This window comes from Clostridium sp. OM05-6BH (assembly GCF_003481635.1).
Classification (GTDB): domain Bacteria; phylum Bacillota; class Clostridia; order Lachnospirales; family Lachnospiraceae; genus Butyribacter.
Genome location: NZ_QULH01000004.1, coordinates 66,913 through 84,792 on the forward strand (window position 1 = coordinate 66,913; position 17,880 = coordinate 84,792).

Annotated in this window: 15 protein-coding genes; all 15 read left to right on the forward strand. The window is 45.1% G+C overall.

All coding sequences use genetic code 11. The annotated features are described in order from the left end of the window. Positions 1-23: 23 nt before the first annotated feature. The 15 genes from DXB73_RS05515 (at position 24) to DXB73_RS05585 (ending at position 17,844) form a co-directional block, all read left to right on the forward strand. Positions 24-1,358 carry an SH3 domain-containing C40 family peptidase gene (locus DXB73_RS05515; RefSeq protein ID WP_182448254.1) on the forward strand — a complete coding sequence of 445 codons (1,335 nt, stop codon included), beginning with the start codon at positions 24-26 and terminating at the stop codon, positions 1,356-1,358. A gap of 136 nt (positions 1,359-1,494) precedes the next feature. Further along, on the forward strand, positions 1,495-3,204 hold the full coding sequence (locus DXB73_RS05520; protein ID WP_118690386.1) for a hypothetical protein: 1,710 nt from the start codon (positions 1,495-1,497) through the stop codon (positions 3,202-3,204). Positions 3,205-3,402: 198 nt separating this feature from the next. Next, positions 3,403-4,068: a BofC C-terminal domain-containing protein gene (locus tag DXB73_RS05525; RefSeq protein WP_182434094.1), complete on the forward strand. Its 666-nt coding sequence runs from the start codon at positions 3,403-3,405 to the stop codon at positions 4,066-4,068. A gap of 32 nt (positions 4,069-4,100) precedes the next feature. Then, entirely contained in the window at positions 4,101-5,381 is a 1,281-nt protein-coding gene (locus DXB73_RS05530; RefSeq protein WP_182448253.1) for an aminoacetone oxidase family FAD-binding enzyme, read from the forward strand. Further along, on the forward strand, positions 5,378-7,027 hold the full coding sequence (locus DXB73_RS05535; protein ID WP_118690388.1) for an FAD-dependent protein: 1,650 nt from the start codon (positions 5,378-5,380) through the stop codon (positions 7,025-7,027). Before DXB73_RS05530 ends, DXB73_RS05535 begins: the two co-directional genes overlap by 4 nt. Before the next feature lie 90 nt (positions 7,028-7,117). Next, entirely contained in the window at positions 7,118-7,348 is a 231-nt protein-coding gene (locus DXB73_RS05540) for a DUF896 domain-containing protein (protein WP_118690389.1), read from the forward strand. Next, the gene (locus DXB73_RS05545) at positions 7,349-7,927 is read left to right on the forward strand and encodes a 5-formyltetrahydrofolate cyclo-ligase (RefSeq protein ID WP_118690390.1); all 579 of its coding nucleotides are present in this window, start codon (positions 7,349-7,351) and stop codon (positions 7,925-7,927) included. It abuts the gene before it with no gap. A gap of 121 nt (positions 7,928-8,048) precedes the next feature. Continuing rightward, entirely contained in the window at positions 8,049-8,315 is a 267-nt protein-coding gene (gene rpsO / locus DXB73_RS05550) for a 30S ribosomal protein S15 (protein ID WP_118690391.1), read from the forward strand. Between the two features lie 251 nt (positions 8,316-8,566). Next, positions 8,567-10,663: a polyribonucleotide nucleotidyltransferase gene (locus DXB73_RS05555; RefSeq protein ID WP_118690392.1), complete on the forward strand. Its 2,097-nt coding sequence runs from the start codon at positions 8,567-8,569 to the stop codon at positions 10,661-10,663. 84 nt (positions 10,664-10,747) lie between these two features. Then, the gene (locus DXB73_RS05560) at positions 10,748-11,239 is read left to right on the forward strand and encodes a Gx transporter family protein (protein WP_022025809.1); all 492 of its coding nucleotides are present in this window, start codon (positions 10,748-10,750) and stop codon (positions 11,237-11,239) included. Positions 11,240-11,314: 75 nt separating this feature from the next. Next, positions 11,315-11,980, forward strand: a complete 666-nt coding sequence (locus tag DXB73_RS05565; RefSeq protein ID WP_022025808.1) for an ATP-dependent Clp protease proteolytic subunit — start codon at positions 11,315-11,317, stop codon at positions 11,978-11,980. A gap of 124 nt (positions 11,981-12,104) precedes the next feature. Continuing rightward, positions 12,105-12,980 carry an undecaprenyl-diphosphate phosphatase gene (locus DXB73_RS05570; protein ID WP_118690393.1) on the forward strand — a complete coding sequence of 292 codons (876 nt, stop codon included), beginning with the start codon at positions 12,105-12,107 and terminating at the stop codon, positions 12,978-12,980. Positions 12,981-12,993: 13 nt separating this feature from the next. Continuing rightward, positions 12,994-15,951, forward strand: coding sequence for a DNA translocase FtsK (locus tag DXB73_RS05575; protein ID WP_118690394.1), 2,958 nt, complete (start codon positions 12,994-12,996; stop codon positions 15,949-15,951). Next, complete coding sequence (locus DXB73_RS05580; protein ID WP_118690395.1) at positions 15,948-16,898, forward strand: RimK family alpha-L-glutamate ligase; 951 nt, start codon at positions 15,948-15,950, stop codon at positions 16,896-16,898. The genes DXB73_RS05575 and DXB73_RS05580 overlap by 4 nt, the downstream gene beginning before the upstream one ends. Before the next feature lie 4 nt (positions 16,899-16,902). Next, a complete protein-coding gene (locus DXB73_RS05585; RefSeq protein WP_118690396.1) occupies positions 16,903-17,844 on the forward strand; it encodes an ATP-grasp domain-containing protein in 942 nt (313 codons plus the stop codon). Positions 17,845-17,880: the final 36 nt, after the last annotated feature.

A 17,880-nucleotide genomic window follows, 5' to 3' on the forward strand; every position in this document is an offset into this window, starting at 1 on the left:
ATCATGAGAATATGGAGGATAACATGGATAAGAATAAATTACATGTAGTGATCGGAATGGCAGTTGCATCCTTGGGTGTCATCTGTCTGGGACATGTCGTTTCAGCAGGTAATGATTGGAGCACACAGACGGAAAAGCCATTGGCAGGATTAGCGGTATCTTTTGATAAATATTGCGAAGATGCTCTGCAGGATATGGAACTTGAGGAGGCGTCAGAAGCACTTACTAAGGTACCGGAGCAGGACAAGGCTGAGGGTGTGACACAGACTAACGCTGTTGTACAGCAGACCGGCACTTCCGGTCAGTCTGCACAGAGTACGACAGTACAGGCGACGGTGACAGCAACACCTGCACCGACAGCAACACCTGCGCCGAAGAAGATCAAGCTGAATCTTGTGTATGATCGTTTGGGCGTGGTACAGGTCAAGAATTATGTGAATGTACGTAAAAGACCAAGTGAGAATGCTAAAATAGTCGGAAAGATGACAAATAATTCCGGTTGTCATGTATACAAGATCAAAAAAGGATGGGCTAAGATCGTATCCGGTGGTGTGAGAGGTTTTGTCAAAGCCAGTTATCTGATCACGGATGAGAAAGCGGAGGCAAAGGCTCAGAAAGTAGCAACATTGCGTGCAACGGTTACAACTGAAACGTTAAATGTACGTTATCTGCCGTCAACGAAGGCAAACGTATTTGACCAGATTTCAGCAGATGAAGATTATAAGATTACCAGAGAGAAATTAACCAAAGGCTGGCTGGATGAATATATCCGCAAAAATGTGAAGAAGTCTCAGCTAAAGGGGATTGACAAAGAGAAAATGTATGCTGACCTGAATAATTGGGTTATGATCGCTATTGATGACGACAGAGCATTTGTATCGAAAGATTTTATTAAGATGACTTACAATCTGAATCGTGCCGTTTCGATCAAAGAAGTAGGTCAGAGTAAAAAGTCCGGCAAAAAGGGCGGCAGTCGATCACAGGATAGAGACAGTGGAAGCTCTTCAGGAGCATCTTCCTTGATCTCCTATGCAATGCAGTTCTTGGGCAATCGTTATGTATATGGTGGTACAAGCCTTACGAGCGGAACAGATTGCTCCGGCTTTACGATGCGTGTATTCCAGCGCTTTGGTCATTCACTGCCACGTACGTCCGGTGCACAGGCATCTGCGACTAGAAGCGTATCACAAGGAAGCGAAAGACCGGGAGATCTGTTCTTCTATGGAAGTGGACATGTCAGCCATGTAGCAATCTATATTGGAAACGGTCAGATCATTCATGCAAGTAACCCGAGCGATGGAATTAAGATTTCCAGTGCTTATTATCGCAAGCCGATCAAGATCGGCCGTGTTTTATAAAAATGATGTCCCGGCGTAGAGTTATCTTATGTATAACGGGTAGCTTAGTGCCTGCATCATACAATAATTCTAATTGGAAAGAGAGAGTTGCAATAAACTCTCTTTTTCTTTCGTAATTACATGTGGAGGTTTCAAAATGGACATAGGAATTAAGATCATTATCGCAGTAGTAGTAATTTTGGTGCTTATCGGGATCAAAATGGTCTGTGATGAAAAGGCGAGAAAGAAGCGGATGAGAGAGTTTCTGATCAACTCATGGGGAAAATCTGCAGACCGTAATTATTCGGAGGAACAGTGGAATGCTATTGTCAGCTATTATAAGGTGTTAGAAAAAAAGGCGGAGGAAAGCCAAAAGCATGAATTTGTGGACGATATTACCTGGAATGATCTGGATATGGATGAAGTGTATCAGGTATGGAATCATACACGGACTTCGATCGGAGAAGAATATTTGTATGCAGCACTCCGTCATCCGATTGCTTCAGATGCAGAAATGGAAGAACGCGAGCGAGTGATCACATATCTGTTGGAGAATACACAGGAACGCATGTATTTACAGGAGGCGCTTGCAGAGATCGGCAAATTAGAACGAATGTCCGTGTATGATCATTTGGAATTAATACAGGATATGAAACCGATCGGGGCACTGCCTCATATATTGGCAGGTGTCTGTCTGGTCGGCGCTCTTATAGGCTGTGCCTTTGCACCGGAATTTATGGTGATCGCCAGTATTGCGATCATGGGTGGAAATATTATATCGTATTATCAGGCTAAGGCAAAGGTGGACAGTTATATACGGCTGTTTACGTTTATACTGCATATGGTAGAGCAATGCGAGGGCGTTGCGAGGAAGACGATTCCGGGTCTTGAAAAGTATCAGGATCAGCTAAAAAAGCAGACATCCTGTTTTGGAAAATACAGACGTTTCTGTTTTTTGGTGAATGGTGGAAGCGGGATGTCCGGAGATATTATGGATTCGTTGATGGACTATATAAGAATTTTGTTCCATGTAGATCTGGTCAAAATGTCGACAATGATCCGTGAGGCAAAAAAATACGAGCAGCAGCTGCGAATCATGTATGATACGATAGGATATTTAGATACGATGTTATCGACGGCATCTTGCCGTATTATGTATGGAGAATATTGTGTACCGCAGTTGTCACATCAGGCAAATGGAAAGTTTGCGGTAACTGAAATGTACCATCCGTTGATCCCGGAGGGAGTCAGAAATTCTATTACGGCAGAGCGCAGTGTGTTATTGACGGGATCGAATGCATCGGGAAAATCAACATTTATCAAGACAGTAGCACTCAATGCGATCTTAGCGCAGACATTGCATACGGTTTTAGCGGAGAATTATCAGGCTTCGTGGTTTTGTATCGCCTCGTCCATGGCGCTGCGAGATGATATATTAAGTCAGGAAAGTTATTATATTGTGGAGATCAGATCGTTAAAACGAATCTTAGATCTGACAAGATCGTCGGAACTGCCGGTGCTTTGCTTTATCGATGAGGTACTTCGAGGAACCAATACAGTCGAAAGAATCGCTGCTTCCAGCCGGATCTTGCAGGCAATAGCAGAACAGGGCGGATTATGTTTTGCAGCCACGCATGATATTGAACTGACGTATTTATTAGAGAAAGAATACGATAATTATCACTTTGAAGAACAGGTGGAAGATGATAAAGTGACGTTTGATTATTGCTTGCGTGAAGGTCGTGCCTGCACAAGAAATGCGATCCGGTTGCTAAAAATGCTTGGGTATGATGAGAAGATAGTAGACGATGCCAACGAGCGCGTTGCTTTATTTTTGAAATCTGGCAATTGGGTGTCGTCCCATTAAGGTGGCAGGTAACCGGTTGCCATTATATTGAGCAGACAGAAATTTGTGGCAATTTTAACTATAGAGCGTTGAATTGGTAGTTATGTCGGGATAAGGGTATATCTTTCTTGTTTCGTGGGAAAATGGTACTAAGACATCTAATACGGTCCAAACAGGGCAGTGATCTAAGTGTGGATGCTTAGTAAGGAGGAAACAAGAATGAGAAAACGCAGATTTTTATATTGGAGTGCGGCATTTGGAGCATTGACAGTCGTTGTGTTAATGAATTATTATTGTTATCGTGCAGCGATGGGAAAGTATACGCAGCTTAGCCGGTCATATCGTGAGGAGATTGCCGGAGCCGTACAAAAAGAAGTTTCTAAACAGGTCGAGGTCAAATTCGAAGATCTGTCAGAGGGGCTTCCGGTGGCAAACACAGAGGAAATGTTATCGGTTAATACGGTGTATCAGATTGAAAATTACGACAAAGTGAAAGACCAGACCACGACAGAATACGAAACGATTCCGGAGGAATTAGTTGGTTTTAACAGGGAAGAAGCAGATGGCTATTTCAAAAAGTACATGCAGAATCTTCCGGTGGAGGAGTTCTTAAATGGTTTGCAAAGTATAGGGATCACAACATTTTCGAAAGATCGGATCATTGTGCGAAAAATTTATGATCCTTCAAAAGTAAAATATCGTTATTATTTGATCGCAGTAGATGGAGAAGTGGTTGTCTATTATGGTGACCAGAAGACGGTTTATGAATATACCGGAATATCTACGGATACTTTGTCGAAAGAGGAGCAGATGTCATTAAAAAATGGCATTGAAGTAAAAGATGAAGATGCCTTATATGGCTTATTGGAAAATTATTCTTCATAAGAGCAGTAATAAAAGGAACAGGGAGGATGAAGATGCGAAGCATACCTGTACTTGTGGCGGGAGGCGGTGCGTCCGGAATGGTTGCAGCGATTGAGGCTGCAAAGCTGGGCGCTAATGTTACCGTGATCGAAAAGAAAAATAAACCGGGTAAAAAGATTTTAGCGACCGGGAACGGACGCTGCAATTTTACGAATCGAAATCAGGAAATATCCTGTTATCACAGCAGTGATGATATGTTAGTTCAAATGGTGCTACAGCGGTTTGATCACCAAAAAGTCATTGATTATTTTTGGGAAAGCGGTGTGATGTCAAAAGAACGTGATGGTTATTATTATCCGTTATCCGGGCAGGCGGCTTCGGTACGAGCTATGTTAGAGCGCGAGATGGATCGGTATAAGGTGGAGGTTCATTGTGACGAAACGTTGCAGCGGATCATTCCGAGAAAGGATCTGTCCGGTCAGAATATTACCGGTTATGAAGTACAGACGGACCGCGATAAATATCTTGTACGTAAACTGATATTAGCAGTTGGCGGCAGTGCGGCTCCTGCACAGGGTACGACCGGAGATGGTTATCGTATGTTGCAGGAACTTGGAGTGGCGATCGTACCGCCATTGCCGGCATTGACATCGATCGAACTCGATGATGCCTGCTGTAAATTATGGAGTGGTGTCCGAATTATGGGACAGGTAGAGCTGTGGTGTGAGGGCAGCAGACTGGCAGAAGATATTGGAGAGATACAGATGGTTGCCAAAGGGATTTCCGGTATTCCGGTATTTCAGATCAGCGGAAGAGTTTCCCGCCTCTTGTATCAAGGAAAAGAACCTTATTTAAAACTTGATGTTATGCCGGATCATACCAAAGAACAGGTTATGGAAGAACTGTTGCGCCGGGTTAAGACCTATGGAGTTGGAAGAAGTCTGGGGGATGTTTTGGACGGTATGCTTCCGGATAAATTAGCGAAAGCATTGTTGCAGGCATTGCATAAGAGCCCTGGAGACGGGGCTGAAATATTGCAGGAGGACAGATGGCGAAACGATCTGGCAGATCAGATCAAAGGCAAAAAATTACATATCCGGAAGGTGAGTGATTTCGACAAGGCGCAGGTTACAACCGGAGGCGTGGCTTTAAGCGAACTGCAGGCTGACACTTTGGAACTGATCAAGTATCCGGGAATATATGTTACCGGAGAACTGGCGGATGTTGATGGGATCTGTGGCGGCTACAATCTGCAGTGGGCTTGGTCTAGTGGACATTTGGCAGGGCAGAGTGCGGCGTGTGCATTAAAAACAAAGATAAGGAGTAGATCATGATACAGATCACACAGATAAAAGTACCGTTGGCCAAGGTACAACAGGAGGTGCCTGCCGAAGCACTTCGTCGTGGTATATTGACGGAGTCTGAATATGCATTGGTATGCAAGGCGGCGGCAAAGTTATTGCACCGCAAAGAATCACAATTGCGGGATTTGACGGTGAAACGGCGTTCCATCGATGCGAGACATAAGGATGCAATCGTGTTCAGTTATACCGTGACGCTTTGTCTGGATGGCGAACATAAGCTGTTGCAGCAGAAAGCATTTCAATCGAAAGTTACTTTGGTGAAAGCATCAAAGCAAAGGAAAGTTGTTACTTTTGCAGATACGATCAGTGCTCCGGTTGTGGTCGGCATGGGACCGGCAGGTTTATTTGCTGCATTAGAGTTGGCGAGAGCCGGGTTAAAACCGGTTATTTTGGAGCGGGGAAGCGATGTCGATGTGCGAAGGCGCAAGGTGGATCATTTTTGGCAGACAGGAGAGCTGGATCCGGAATGTAATGTGCAGTTTGGGGAAGGCGGAGCCGGAACCTTTTCAGACGGCAAACTCAATACGATGGTAAAGGATCCTTCCGGCAGAAACCGAAAAGTGCTGGAATGTTTTGTGGCGCATGGAGCACCGGAAGAGATTTTGTATATGCAGAAACCGCATATCGGAACCGATAAACTTCGAGAGGTAGTACGGTCGATCCGGGAAGAGATCTTAGCGCTGGGCGCAACGGTGCATTTTGACACGCGTTTTGTGAGGTTTCTCTTGCAGGGGGACCGCATTTGTGGCGTGGAATATGAACAGGCGGGCAGAATTTCGCAGATGGCGTGTGAGGCCGTGATACTTGCCACAGGACATAGTGCAAGAGATACGTTTATAGAGCTTAAAGAACAGGGCGTTGTTATGCAGCCTAAGGCATTTGCTGTAGGCGTGAGGATGGAACATCCACAGGAGATGATCGGTTTATCGCAGTATGGAGAGGCGGCTAAGATCCTTCCACCGGCTTCATATAAACTGACCAATACAACATCGGATGGCAGAGGCGTGTATTCTTTTTGCATGTGTCCGGGTGGACAGGTTGTCAATGCCTCTTCGGAGTGTGGAAGGCTGGTTGTCAATGGTATGAGTGAATATGCCAGAGACAGAGCCAATGCGAACAGCGCCATTGTCGTAACGGTGGGACCGGAAGATTTTGGCGAGGGGCTGTTTGACGGTATGCAGTTTCAACGTCGGTTGGAACAGGCCGCCTATGAGCAGGGGCAAGGAAGAATTCCGGTACAGCTATTAGGGGATTTTCTACAGAACCGGGAAAGTACAGCACTTGGCGAAGTGACGCCGTGTCTGTGTGGGGAATATACGCTTACCAATGTGCGAAGCATTTTACCAAAAGAGATTGGCGATGCCATTGCGGAGAGCATTCCGCAGTTTGAAAGACGTATCCATGGATTTGGAAGAGTGGATGCGATCGTATCCGGCGTGGAGACGAGAACGTCATCTCCAATCCGCATTATACGGGATGATACGCTGCAGGCAAATTATGAAGGGGTTTACCCATGCGGTGAGGGTGCCGGTTATGCGGGAGGAATTACTTCGGCGGCGATGGATGGGCTGAAAGTGGCAGAACAGCTTCTGCAGCAATTGGGAGAAAAGAAGTAACGGAAATTTCTCATACCGGAAGTTACTGTTTGAACAACATATGTGCAGCATATTTAGAGCAAAAGATCATAGAAAGGAATGTAGGAAAATATGGATGATAAGAAAATTGCAAGAATTAACGAATTGTATCACAAATCAAAATCAGAAGGATTGACGGCAGAAGAAAAGGCAGAACAGCAGAAATTGCGCAAAGAGTATATCGACTCCGTCAAAAATAATCTGCGTGCGCAATTAAACAATGTAACGATTGTCAATCCGGACGGAACGACAAGAGATCTTGGTAAGGAAATGGCAGCGAAAGAGAGAAAGAGGGGACATTAATTGACCAAGGAAGAGCTTCGTGGACAAATGCGTGCCATGCGTGCCGAACTAACAGGGGATAAGAGAGATGCAGCAGAGCAGCAGGCAGCAGATCATATGATGGCTTTCTTACGTCAGAAGAGACCTCGCCGGTTCTATCCATTTGTGTCCTGCCGTACAGAGATCGATACACTTCAGTTATTGCAGAGAGTGTGGAAAGAACTGCCGGAAATAGCAGTGGCAGTGCCTCGCGTGGAAGGAAATCGGATGCATTTTTATGAAGTAAGGGCAATGAACGATCTGCACAGAGGCGCCATGGGGATATTAGAGCCGGCTGGTGCGGAGCCGGTTCGGGCAGAAGATGGAGTTATGCTGGTGCCGGGGCTTGCTTATGATGAAAGAGGTTACCGGGTCGGGTATGGTGCCGGATTTTATGACCGCTACTTTGCGGAATATGGATTGTGTAAACCGAATGCCGGAGGAGTACTCAAGATCGGTTATGCATTTTCGTTTCAACTTGTGCAGCGGATGGAAGCACAGGAGCATGATGTTGCATTGGATGCGCTTATGACAGAAAAGGGAATAAATTTTTTCGGATAACACTTTACAGGCAATCGGTTTTGTGTTAATATGTGAAAGTTGTTAATACCGTCACTCAGAAAGTGGTCACTCCGTCCATTTCTTAGTGATTGGAGAAAATAATTGATAGGAGGATTTTATTATGATCAGTAAAGAGAAGAAAGCAGAAATCATCAAGACTTATGGACGTACTCCAGAGGATACAGGTTCACCGGAAGTACAGATCGCTATCTTAACAGAGCGTATCCATGAGTTGACAGAGCACTTAAAGGTTAATAAGAAAGATCATCATTCCAGACGTGGTATGTTGAAGATGATCGGTCAGAGACGTAATCTTCTTGCATATCTTCAGAAGAAAGATCTTGAAGGATATCGTGCATTGATCGAGAAGCTTGGTCTTAGAAAATAATCAAAGTAATGGCTTGTATCGGCCGGTTGTGTATAGATTGCACAACCGGTTTTTTGCTGTTGCATATCATATGGTTCCATGATATAATTATACAGATAGTGTGCAGGCGGTTTCCGAGACTTCTGAAAAGATAATCTGAGCAGGTCGTTTTTTCAGTTGTTTCGGCTATGCCTGCATCCGGACGAGACAGGGAGTGTGCTGTGCCTGCCTTGTGCCGAGTATATTTTACAGCACGGAAATGAGGTTAATATATGTCATACAAGACTTATTCAATGGAGCTTGCAGGCAGAACTTTATCAATTGATATTGGACGAGTTGCTAAGCAGGCAAACGGTGCAGCATTGATGCACTATGGAGACACAACTGTATTATGTACGGCTACAGCATCCGATAAGCCACGCGAGGGAATCGATTTTTTCCCATTGTCTGTAGAGTTTGAAGAGAAGATGTATTCCGTTGGAAAGATTCCGGGAGGATTTAACAAACGTGAAGGTAAGGCTTCTGAGAATGCAGTACTTACAGCACGTGTTATCGACAGACCAATGCGTCCGTTGTTCCCGAAGGATTACCGCAATGACTGTTCTTTGAACAATCTGGTACTTTCCGTAGATCCGGAGTGTCGTCCGGAGTTAGTTGCTATGATCGGTTCTGCAGTGGCAACAAGTATTTCTGATATTCCTTTTGCAGGTCCTTGTGCTACAACACAGATGGGACTTGTGGATGGTGAGTTTATCGTCAATCCAAATCAGGAGCAGTGGGATAACGGAGATCTGCGTTTGACCGTAGCTTCTACCCGTGAAAAAGTTATTATGATCGAAGCTGGTGCGAATGAGCTTCCGGAGGACAAGATGATCGAAGCGATCTATAAGTGTCACGAAGTAAACCAGACGATCATTCAGTTTGTTGATCAGATCGTTGCTGAGATCGGCAAGCCAAAACATGAGTATACAAGCTGTGCGATCCCTGAGGAGATGTTTGCAGCGATCAAAGAGATCGTTCCTCCGGCAGAGATGGAAGAGGCAGTATTTTCTGACGATAAGCAGACAAGAGAAGAAAATGTTCGTCTTGTAACTGAGAAGTTAGCAGAGGCATTTGCGGATAAAGAGGATTGGTTAGAGATCCTTGATGAGGCTGTATATCAGTATCAGAAGAAGACAGTTCGTAAGATGATCTTAGTAGATCACAAACGTCCGGATGGACGTGCGATCGATCAGATCCGTCCGCTTGCAGCAGAGGTTGATCTTGTACCGAGAGTACATGGCTCTGCAATGTTTACACGTGGACAGACACAGATCTGTACGATCACAACGCTTGCACCGCTTTCTGAGTGCCAGCGTGTTGATGGATTAGATCCAAATAAGACAAGCAAGCGTTATATGCATCATTATAACTTCCCGTCTTATTCTGTTGGTGAGACAAAACCTAGCCGCGGACCTGGACGTCGTGAGATCGGACATGGTGCATTGGCAGAGAGAGCTCTTGTTCCGGTACTTCCAAGTGAGGAAGAGTTCCCATATGCGATCCGTACTGTTTCTGAGACTTTTGAATCCAACGGATCAACTTCTCAGGCAAGTATTTGTGCATCTACAATGTCATTGATGGCAGCAGGTGTACCGATCAAGAAACCGGTTGCAGGTATTTCCTGTGGATTGGTAACCGGTGATACAGACGATGAATATCTGGTATTGACAGATATTCAGGGCTTAGAGGATTTCTTCGGTGACATGGACTTTAAGGTGGCAGGTACCAAAGATGGTATTACAGCGATCCAGATGGATATTAAGATTCATGGACTTACAAGACCGATCGTTGAGGAGGCAATTCGCCGCACACGTGAGGCAAGAATGTACATTTTGAATGAGGTTATGCTTCCGGCAATCGGTGCACCTCGTGAGAAAGTGGGCACATATGCTCCGAAGATCGTTCAGATTCAGATCGATCCGCAGAAGATTGGCGATGTTGTTGGTCAGCGCGGTAAGACGATCAATACATTGATCGAGCGTACCGGTGTGAAGATCGACATTACAGATGACGGTTCCGTTTCTGTTTGTGGCGAAGATGAAGCGATGATGCAGGAGGCAATTCGCTTGATCCAGATCATTACAACGGATTATTATGAGGGACAGATCTTAGAGGGCGATGTTGTCAGCATCAAGGAGTTCGGTGCATTTGTTGAGTTCGCTCCGGGCAAAGAAGGAATGGTTCACATTTCTAAGATTGCAAATGAGCGTATCAATCATGTTGAGGATGTTCTTACCCTTGGAGATCATGTAAAAGTGGTATGCTTAGGTAAGGATAAGATGGGACGTACCAGCTTCAGCATTAAAGATGTAAAAGATCAGTTATAATCTTTTATTTATGCAGTAGATTGTGAGGATTGTCATAGGATGTTCGTATGGCAATCCTTTTTCTATAGTTGAGGAGAAACGAAGATGGATACAAAATCTCATAAAATTGCAGGCGTAGGAGTGTTAGTGGCTCTTGCTATGGTCCTTAGCTATTTGGAATCATTGATACCTATATCATTAGGTATTCCCGGAATTAAGCTTGGATTATCGAATGTGGTAACACTATTTGCGTTGTATCAGTTCGGTGGTGGGATAGCATTCGGAGTGGCTGTCTGCCGTATTGTACTATGTGGGGTCACCTTTGGTAGTTTGTCTACGATGCTGTATAGCTTTGCGGGGGGATTACTTAGTTTTGCAGTTATGTTTGTTTTGAAAAAAACAGAAAAGTTTTCGATATATGGGATCAGCATTGCCGGCGGCGTGATGCACAATGTCGGGCAGCTTTTGGTTGCGGCATACGTGATGCAGACTGCAAAAATTATTTATTATATGCCGGTTCTTCTTGTTGCCGGGACTCTGGCAGGTGCGGCAATTGGCATATTAGGAGCGATGATCTATCGCAGGATCGATACATAAACACAAGAACCGTATAATAGAAATCTGTTTGGCGCATACTACAAGAGATGAAACAGAAAAGTGAGGTGTGTGCAGATGGACGAGGTACTAAAAGAATATGGAATGCGTTTGCTGGTGAATGAAGAGACGGGGGTGAGAATGCAGCTGGTCTCGATCATTGGAGAGATTGAAGGACATGAATCGGCTTCCAGCCAGACCAAAACGACAAAATATGAGCATATGCTCCCGATCTTGGCGTCGTTAGAGCAGAGTGACAAATTGGATGGCATATTATTTTTGATCAATACGGTAGGTGGAGATGTGTCCTGTGGACTTGCGTTGGCAGAGATGATCGCCGGTTTATCCAAGCCAACAGTAGCGCTTGTTGTGGGAGACAGCCATTCGATCGGAGTGCCATTGTCAGTTGCGGCAGATTACACAGTGATCGCCCCATCGGCGACAGTGATCATTCATCCGGTACGCATGAGCGGAATGGTGCTTGGAGCGCCGCAGACATATGAGTATTTTCGTTTGATACAGGAACGGATCACCGGATTCATTGCCGCCCATTCTAACGTGAGTGAGGATACGATCGAACAGTGGATGATCACTCCGGGCATATTGAGCAGAGATCTGGGCACAATCTTGGTCGGCAGGCAGGCGGTAGAGGCAGGCTTGTATCAATGTGTGGGCGGTATTCATGAAGCACTGCAGGAATTGCAGCAGCGCATTGCCAAAAACAGAACAGACATTTGCAGTTGATATGAGGGTATGCTATAATGAGCTATAAGACGGCTCATTATAGTAGTTTACATAACCCGTTGTGTTCAGGTGCGCAGAGCGCGGGGGGAAGCTGTAAAGATTGCGTACAGAAATGAGGATGGATATGCCAGTTTGGAAGGGGATTATATTAGGTATTGTTCAGGGACTTGCAGAGTTTTTACCAATAAGCAGTTCCGGGCATTTGGTTATTTTGAAAGAGATCATGCACATAGACTTAGAGGGCGGTGGCCTTTTCTTTGATGTTATGCTGCATTTTGGAACATTATTTGCTATTTTTGTAGCATTCCGACATGATATTTTGAAGATGATCGTGGAAGGATTACATATTGTAGGAGACGTATTTGCAAATATCGGAATTTGGTTCTCAGGATTTCGTGGGAATGAGCGTCATTATCACAAAATTGTTCGTACAGCTTATCGAAAGTTTGTTATGTTAGTGATCGTGTCTACGATTCCGACAGGCGTGATCGGCATCTTATTTAAGGATACGGTGGAACTTGCAGGAACTATGTTGGTCGTTCCGGGCATCTGTCTGTTGATCACTTCTGTATTTTTGGTTATTGCAGATTATGCCGATGAAGGAACAAAACGACCAAGAGAGGCGTCGTATGTCAATGCGGGATTGATCGGTGTTGCACAGGGAATCGCAACAATGCCGGGGCTGTCGCGTTCCGGAACGACGATTACAGCTTGTCTGCTTTGCGGTTTTGAAAAGAAGTTTGCTGTGAAATATTCTTTTATTATGTCGATCCCGGCTGTTTTAGGCGCGGTCGTGTTGGAGTTAAAGGATGTTGCTAAGGCTCCACTGCAGGCGTCAGCAGTACCGGCATGTGCAGTGGCGACAGTTATTTCCGCAATAGTAGGATATTTGTCAATCTGCATTATGATGCGTTTGATACAGGGAAAGAAATATAAAATATTTGCAGTTTATTGTGCAATCGTAGGACTGATCACGGTCGGCTGTGGAATATTCAGATAATTGGAGGAGTGTCATGGCAGCAAAGACATCTGCGGCAAAGAAAAAGGCAGGCAGCGGAGGGCGAAGTGCCAAAAAAACGACAAGCGGAGTAAAGGCAGTACATAGTACCAAGCCGTCTGGCAGGACAACGTCTAAAACGACGGCTCACAAGAAGAATGGAAGCGGCAGTACATCGAAAGCGAGTCGCACCGGGACGAATACATATCGTCGACGCACGATTGAAGAAATGAACGAGTATCAGGACCATATCGCATTTGAGCAGGGAATGACGATTTTGCTCAATTGTGCTGTGTTAGTGCTATGCTATGTGAGTTTCTTTGGGCTTGCCGGACAATTTGGAGCGGTAATAAAAAACATTTTTATGAAATTATTTGGCTGGACGGCATGGATGATTCCGATGGCAATCGTTCTTGCTGTTATTTTTTCAATCGTAAATCCGGGAGACAAACGCGTACCGCGCAGAATTGCCAGTGGTACGGTAATCGTGTTGGCGTTAATGGGATTGACGGGCAGTGGTATTGTTGGCAAATACATCGACTTAGGAGTATTCCGTGTACTGGGTGAAGTGGGTGGTTATTGCGTATTAGGCGCATTATTATTAGTTAGCATTTACATATTTTATGGAATTGAATGGATGGCAATGCTGCGCAAGCGAAATGCCTATTATCAGGAGATGGGAGAAGCCTATGAGGTGATCCGTCAAGAAGAAGATTACACGGAGCCATCTTACAAGGTTCGTCCACCGAAACGACGTAAGATATACTCGAATCATCAAATGCAGTCTGTCAATTTGCAGCAGATGAATGAGCAGATAGACCGGATGCAGAAAAAAGAACAGGAAAATCGCAAAAATACAAATACAACCAAAGAAAAAGCCGGAAAGCTGGAAGAGATATTACCGAGTGGGAAAAGTGTGCGTACGCAGACGCAGGAACAGGAGTCGATAGAGCGTCAAAAAGAGCAGCAGGAAGAACAGCATATGTCGGTGGAGCCATCTTCGGAGATTCCAATCTATCGTGAGGAACTGCGACGCAAGTTTGACAAACCGTTGTCGGAAACGATCACATCACCGTTACACGAGCAGCCTTCGACGCAGTCACTTGAGAGTTACATTGCGGAAACGAAGGAGAATATGACACAGGCAATGACAGAGAAGGTTTCTGAAGAGCCGAAGAAACCGGCAAAGACAAGTCGGACAAATCGTAATAGTCAGAATAAAGCAGAACGTTCAACGACAAAATCAGAGAGCAGTACGGTGCGAGGAGGAAGTGGCGCGGTTTCTAACTATAACGCTGCGGAGATTGCAGATGCTTTTGCGTCCGGTAAGGAAAAAATGACTGCAAAGCAGAGTGAAGAACAGCATAAACCATATGAATTTCCTCCGGTGGAATTGCTTAGTGTTCCAAAGGAGATACCGGGAAGGGTCAGCGACAGTGAGCTTCGTGAGACAGCAGCCAGACTGCAGGATACGCTGCGCAGCTTTAATGTGAACGTGACGATGGGACCGGTCACCTGTGGACCAACCGTTACCCGTTTTGAAGTGCTTCCGGAACAGGGTGTCCGAGTAAATAAGATCACTAATCTTACCGACGATCTTAAGCTGAGTTTGGCGGCACCGAGTGTTCGTATTGAAGCACCGATCCCTGGAAAATCAGCGGTCGGAATTGAAGTGCCAAATCCGGAGCCAAGTCCGGTGTATTTTCGAGAATTATTGGAGGGCGATGATTTCCGTAAGGCAAAATCGCCGGTTACGTTTGCGGTTGGTAAAGATATTGCCGGTAAACGCATTATGACGGATATTGCCAAGATGCCGCATTTGTTGATCGCCGGAGCGACCGGTTCCGGTAAATCAGTATGTATCAATACGCTGATCATGAGCATTTTGTATAAGGCAGATCCATCTGATGTCAAGCTGATCATGATCGACCCGAAAGTGGTAGAGCTTAGTGTATATAATGGAATCCCGCATTTGTTCTGTCCGGTTGTGACGGATCCACGCGAAGCGGCATCTGCGCTTAATTGGGCGGTGCGGGAGATGATGGAACGATACAATTTATTCAAAGAACTGGGAGTACGTAATATTTCCGGTTACAATCAAAAGATCAAGACAGTAGAGGATCCGGAAAAAGCAGGATATTCCAAAATGCCATCGTTAGTTATCATTGTTGATGAGTTTGCTGATCTGATGATGGTTGCTTCTAAAGAAGTGGAGGATGCGGTGTGCAGACTGGCTCAGTTGGCACGTGCAGCGGGAATTCACTTAGTATTGGCAACACAGCGACCATCGGTAAATGTCATCACCGGCGTTATCAAAGCGAATATTCCATCGAGAATTGCATTTTCGGTATCATCAGCCATTGACTCCAGAACGATACTGGACAAAGGTGGAGCAGAGAAACTGCTTGGTAAAGGTGATATGTTATTTTTTCCATCGGGAGAATCGGAGCCGGTACGTGTGCAGGGCGCATTTGTTTCGGATAAAGAAGTCAGCGATGTGGTTGAATTCCTATGTGAGGCAAATGAAGAGCCGGAATACAATCATGAGGTGACAGCAATTACGGAAGAGCCGGATGGCACAGTGACAGAAGTCGTATCCGAAAAACCGGATGTTGATGAGTATTTTGCCGATGCAGGACGTTTTGTTATTGAATCAGAGCGTGCGGCAGCAGGACAATTACAGCGTCGTTTTTCAATAGGATTTAATCGTGCAGGACGCATTATTGACCAATTGCATCAAGCAGGAGTAGTCGGACCGGCAGAGGGCACTAAGCCTAGAAAGGTATTGATGACGATGGAGCAGTTTGAGGCATATCTGTCAGGAGGCGATGCAGCAACAGAAGCAGATGAGATGGAAGCTTATGCACAGGAACTTTCTGCAAGTGATATGTTAGAAAATCCGGAGCATGTGATCTCGGAAGAGCAAGATCCATTACAAGGGATGGTAGATGATCTGGAGGAGCATGGAGTATGATGGCGACAAAAAATATCCGGGGATTGTTGGTGACAAATGCGTTTCTAAAAAACGGCAAATTTGTCGAGCATTATGAGTGGCTGCGGGAAGCTGCAAGGCAGCAGGAGATCCGGCTGGATCTGTGCGATAACGCTATGCTTCATGCAATCTATGGAATGGAATCTGATGAGGCAAAGTTAGCGTCATATTCGTTTATTATTTTTTGGGATAAAGACATACGTTTGGCAAAATGGATGGAGCGTTATTGTCAAAAACGGGGGATCCCGATCTTTAACACGCCTGAGGCGGTTGCGGCTTGTGACGATAAGAGTGAAACTTTTCGGTTGCTAACAGAGGCATCGGAGGAGGCGTTTTCCTTGATCCCATCTGTTGTTGCTCCCTTAACATTTGCTGCTGTGGGTTATACAGATGTGGATTTTTTGTCTTCGATCGAGAAGCAGATAGGCTATCCGATGGTGATCAAAGAGTGTTTTGGGTCGTTTGGCTGGCAGGTTTATTTGGCAAAGGATCGGGAAGAGGCACTTAGGTATACGAAAAAATTGGCGGGCACCCCATTTTTATATCAAAAGTTTATTGCTGCGAGTGCAGGTGTGGACGTGCGTTTGCAGGTTGTAGGAACAGAAGTGGTAGCGGCAATGAAGCGTCGGTCAAAAACGGATTTCCGTGCAAATTTATCGAATGGCGGTCAGATGGAAGCTTATGAAGCTTCGCAGGAAGAATGTGATCTTGCTGTTCGCGCAGTGCTTGCATTGGGGCTTGATTTTGCGGGCGTTGATCTGTTATTTGCAAGTGGTGAAGATAAACCGGCAAATATGATCTGTGAGGTGAATTCCAATGCACATTTTCGAAATATTGCAGAATGTACCGGGGTAAATACAGCAGACAAGATCATGCAGTATATTAAGCGTGTGTTGGAAGGAAAACAGGAGAGAAATCATAGAGGATGAATAAATGCAGCGCATAGGTTATATGATTTATGAAACGGCAGAAGGGGAGAAAAACCGTGGCTTTGTGTCTATGTTTGCACAGGCAGGAAAAGCCTATGGTCTGAGATTTTGCTTGGTGACAAAGGATCAGTACAAAACGTCCCCCTTACCGGATTTTGTGATCAATCGGACCAGAGATCCTGAAGTCAGTCTGTTTTATGAATGTCATGGAGTTTTGGTATTTCATTCTAGTGATATCGTTCATACCGGGAATGACAAAGCGGTGACTTTGCAAAAACTCAAACAAAAGTGGTCAGCAAAGATCCCACTACAGATACCAAAAAGCACTGTGATCGATCTGACGCAGTATGCGGTCGGACCGGCAGATATGACACAGGTATCCATTGAGGATGGGAAGAAGAATGCTTTTATCAAGCTGAAAAAGGAAGTGTTGAAATGGCAGGACAAATGCGGTCTGATGGGCCATAATGTAGTGCTTAAATCGGTTGGTGGACATGGCGGCAGCGAAGTATTTCTGGTATCTATGGAAGAATGGGATGAAGAAGAGAAAACACAGGAGAAACTGCAACCGCTTTTTAACCGAAAGTTGTTGTGTCAGGAATGGATAGACAGTGACAGCCGCGATATACGCATCTATGTTATAGGAGGACAGCCTTATGCAGCGGTACTTCGTCAGGGTTCCGGTGATTTTCGCTCGAACTATTCCCTGGGTGGGTCTGTGCGAGAGTATCCTCTGGACAATATGACAAAAGAGTTAGTCAGACAGTATATTATGGCGTTAGGAGGCAGTGCCTTAGCGTTTGTCGGAGTGGATTTTTTGTTAGAGAAGAGTGGATGCATGGTATTTAATGAGTTAGAAGAAATGGTGGGATGCCGTATGTTGTACGCCTGCAGTGATCATGACATTGTGTCGGATTATGTAGGGTGGCTTGCCAAAAAACTATAAAAATGATAGGATAAAGATTAGTCACTTTTAGGGGGA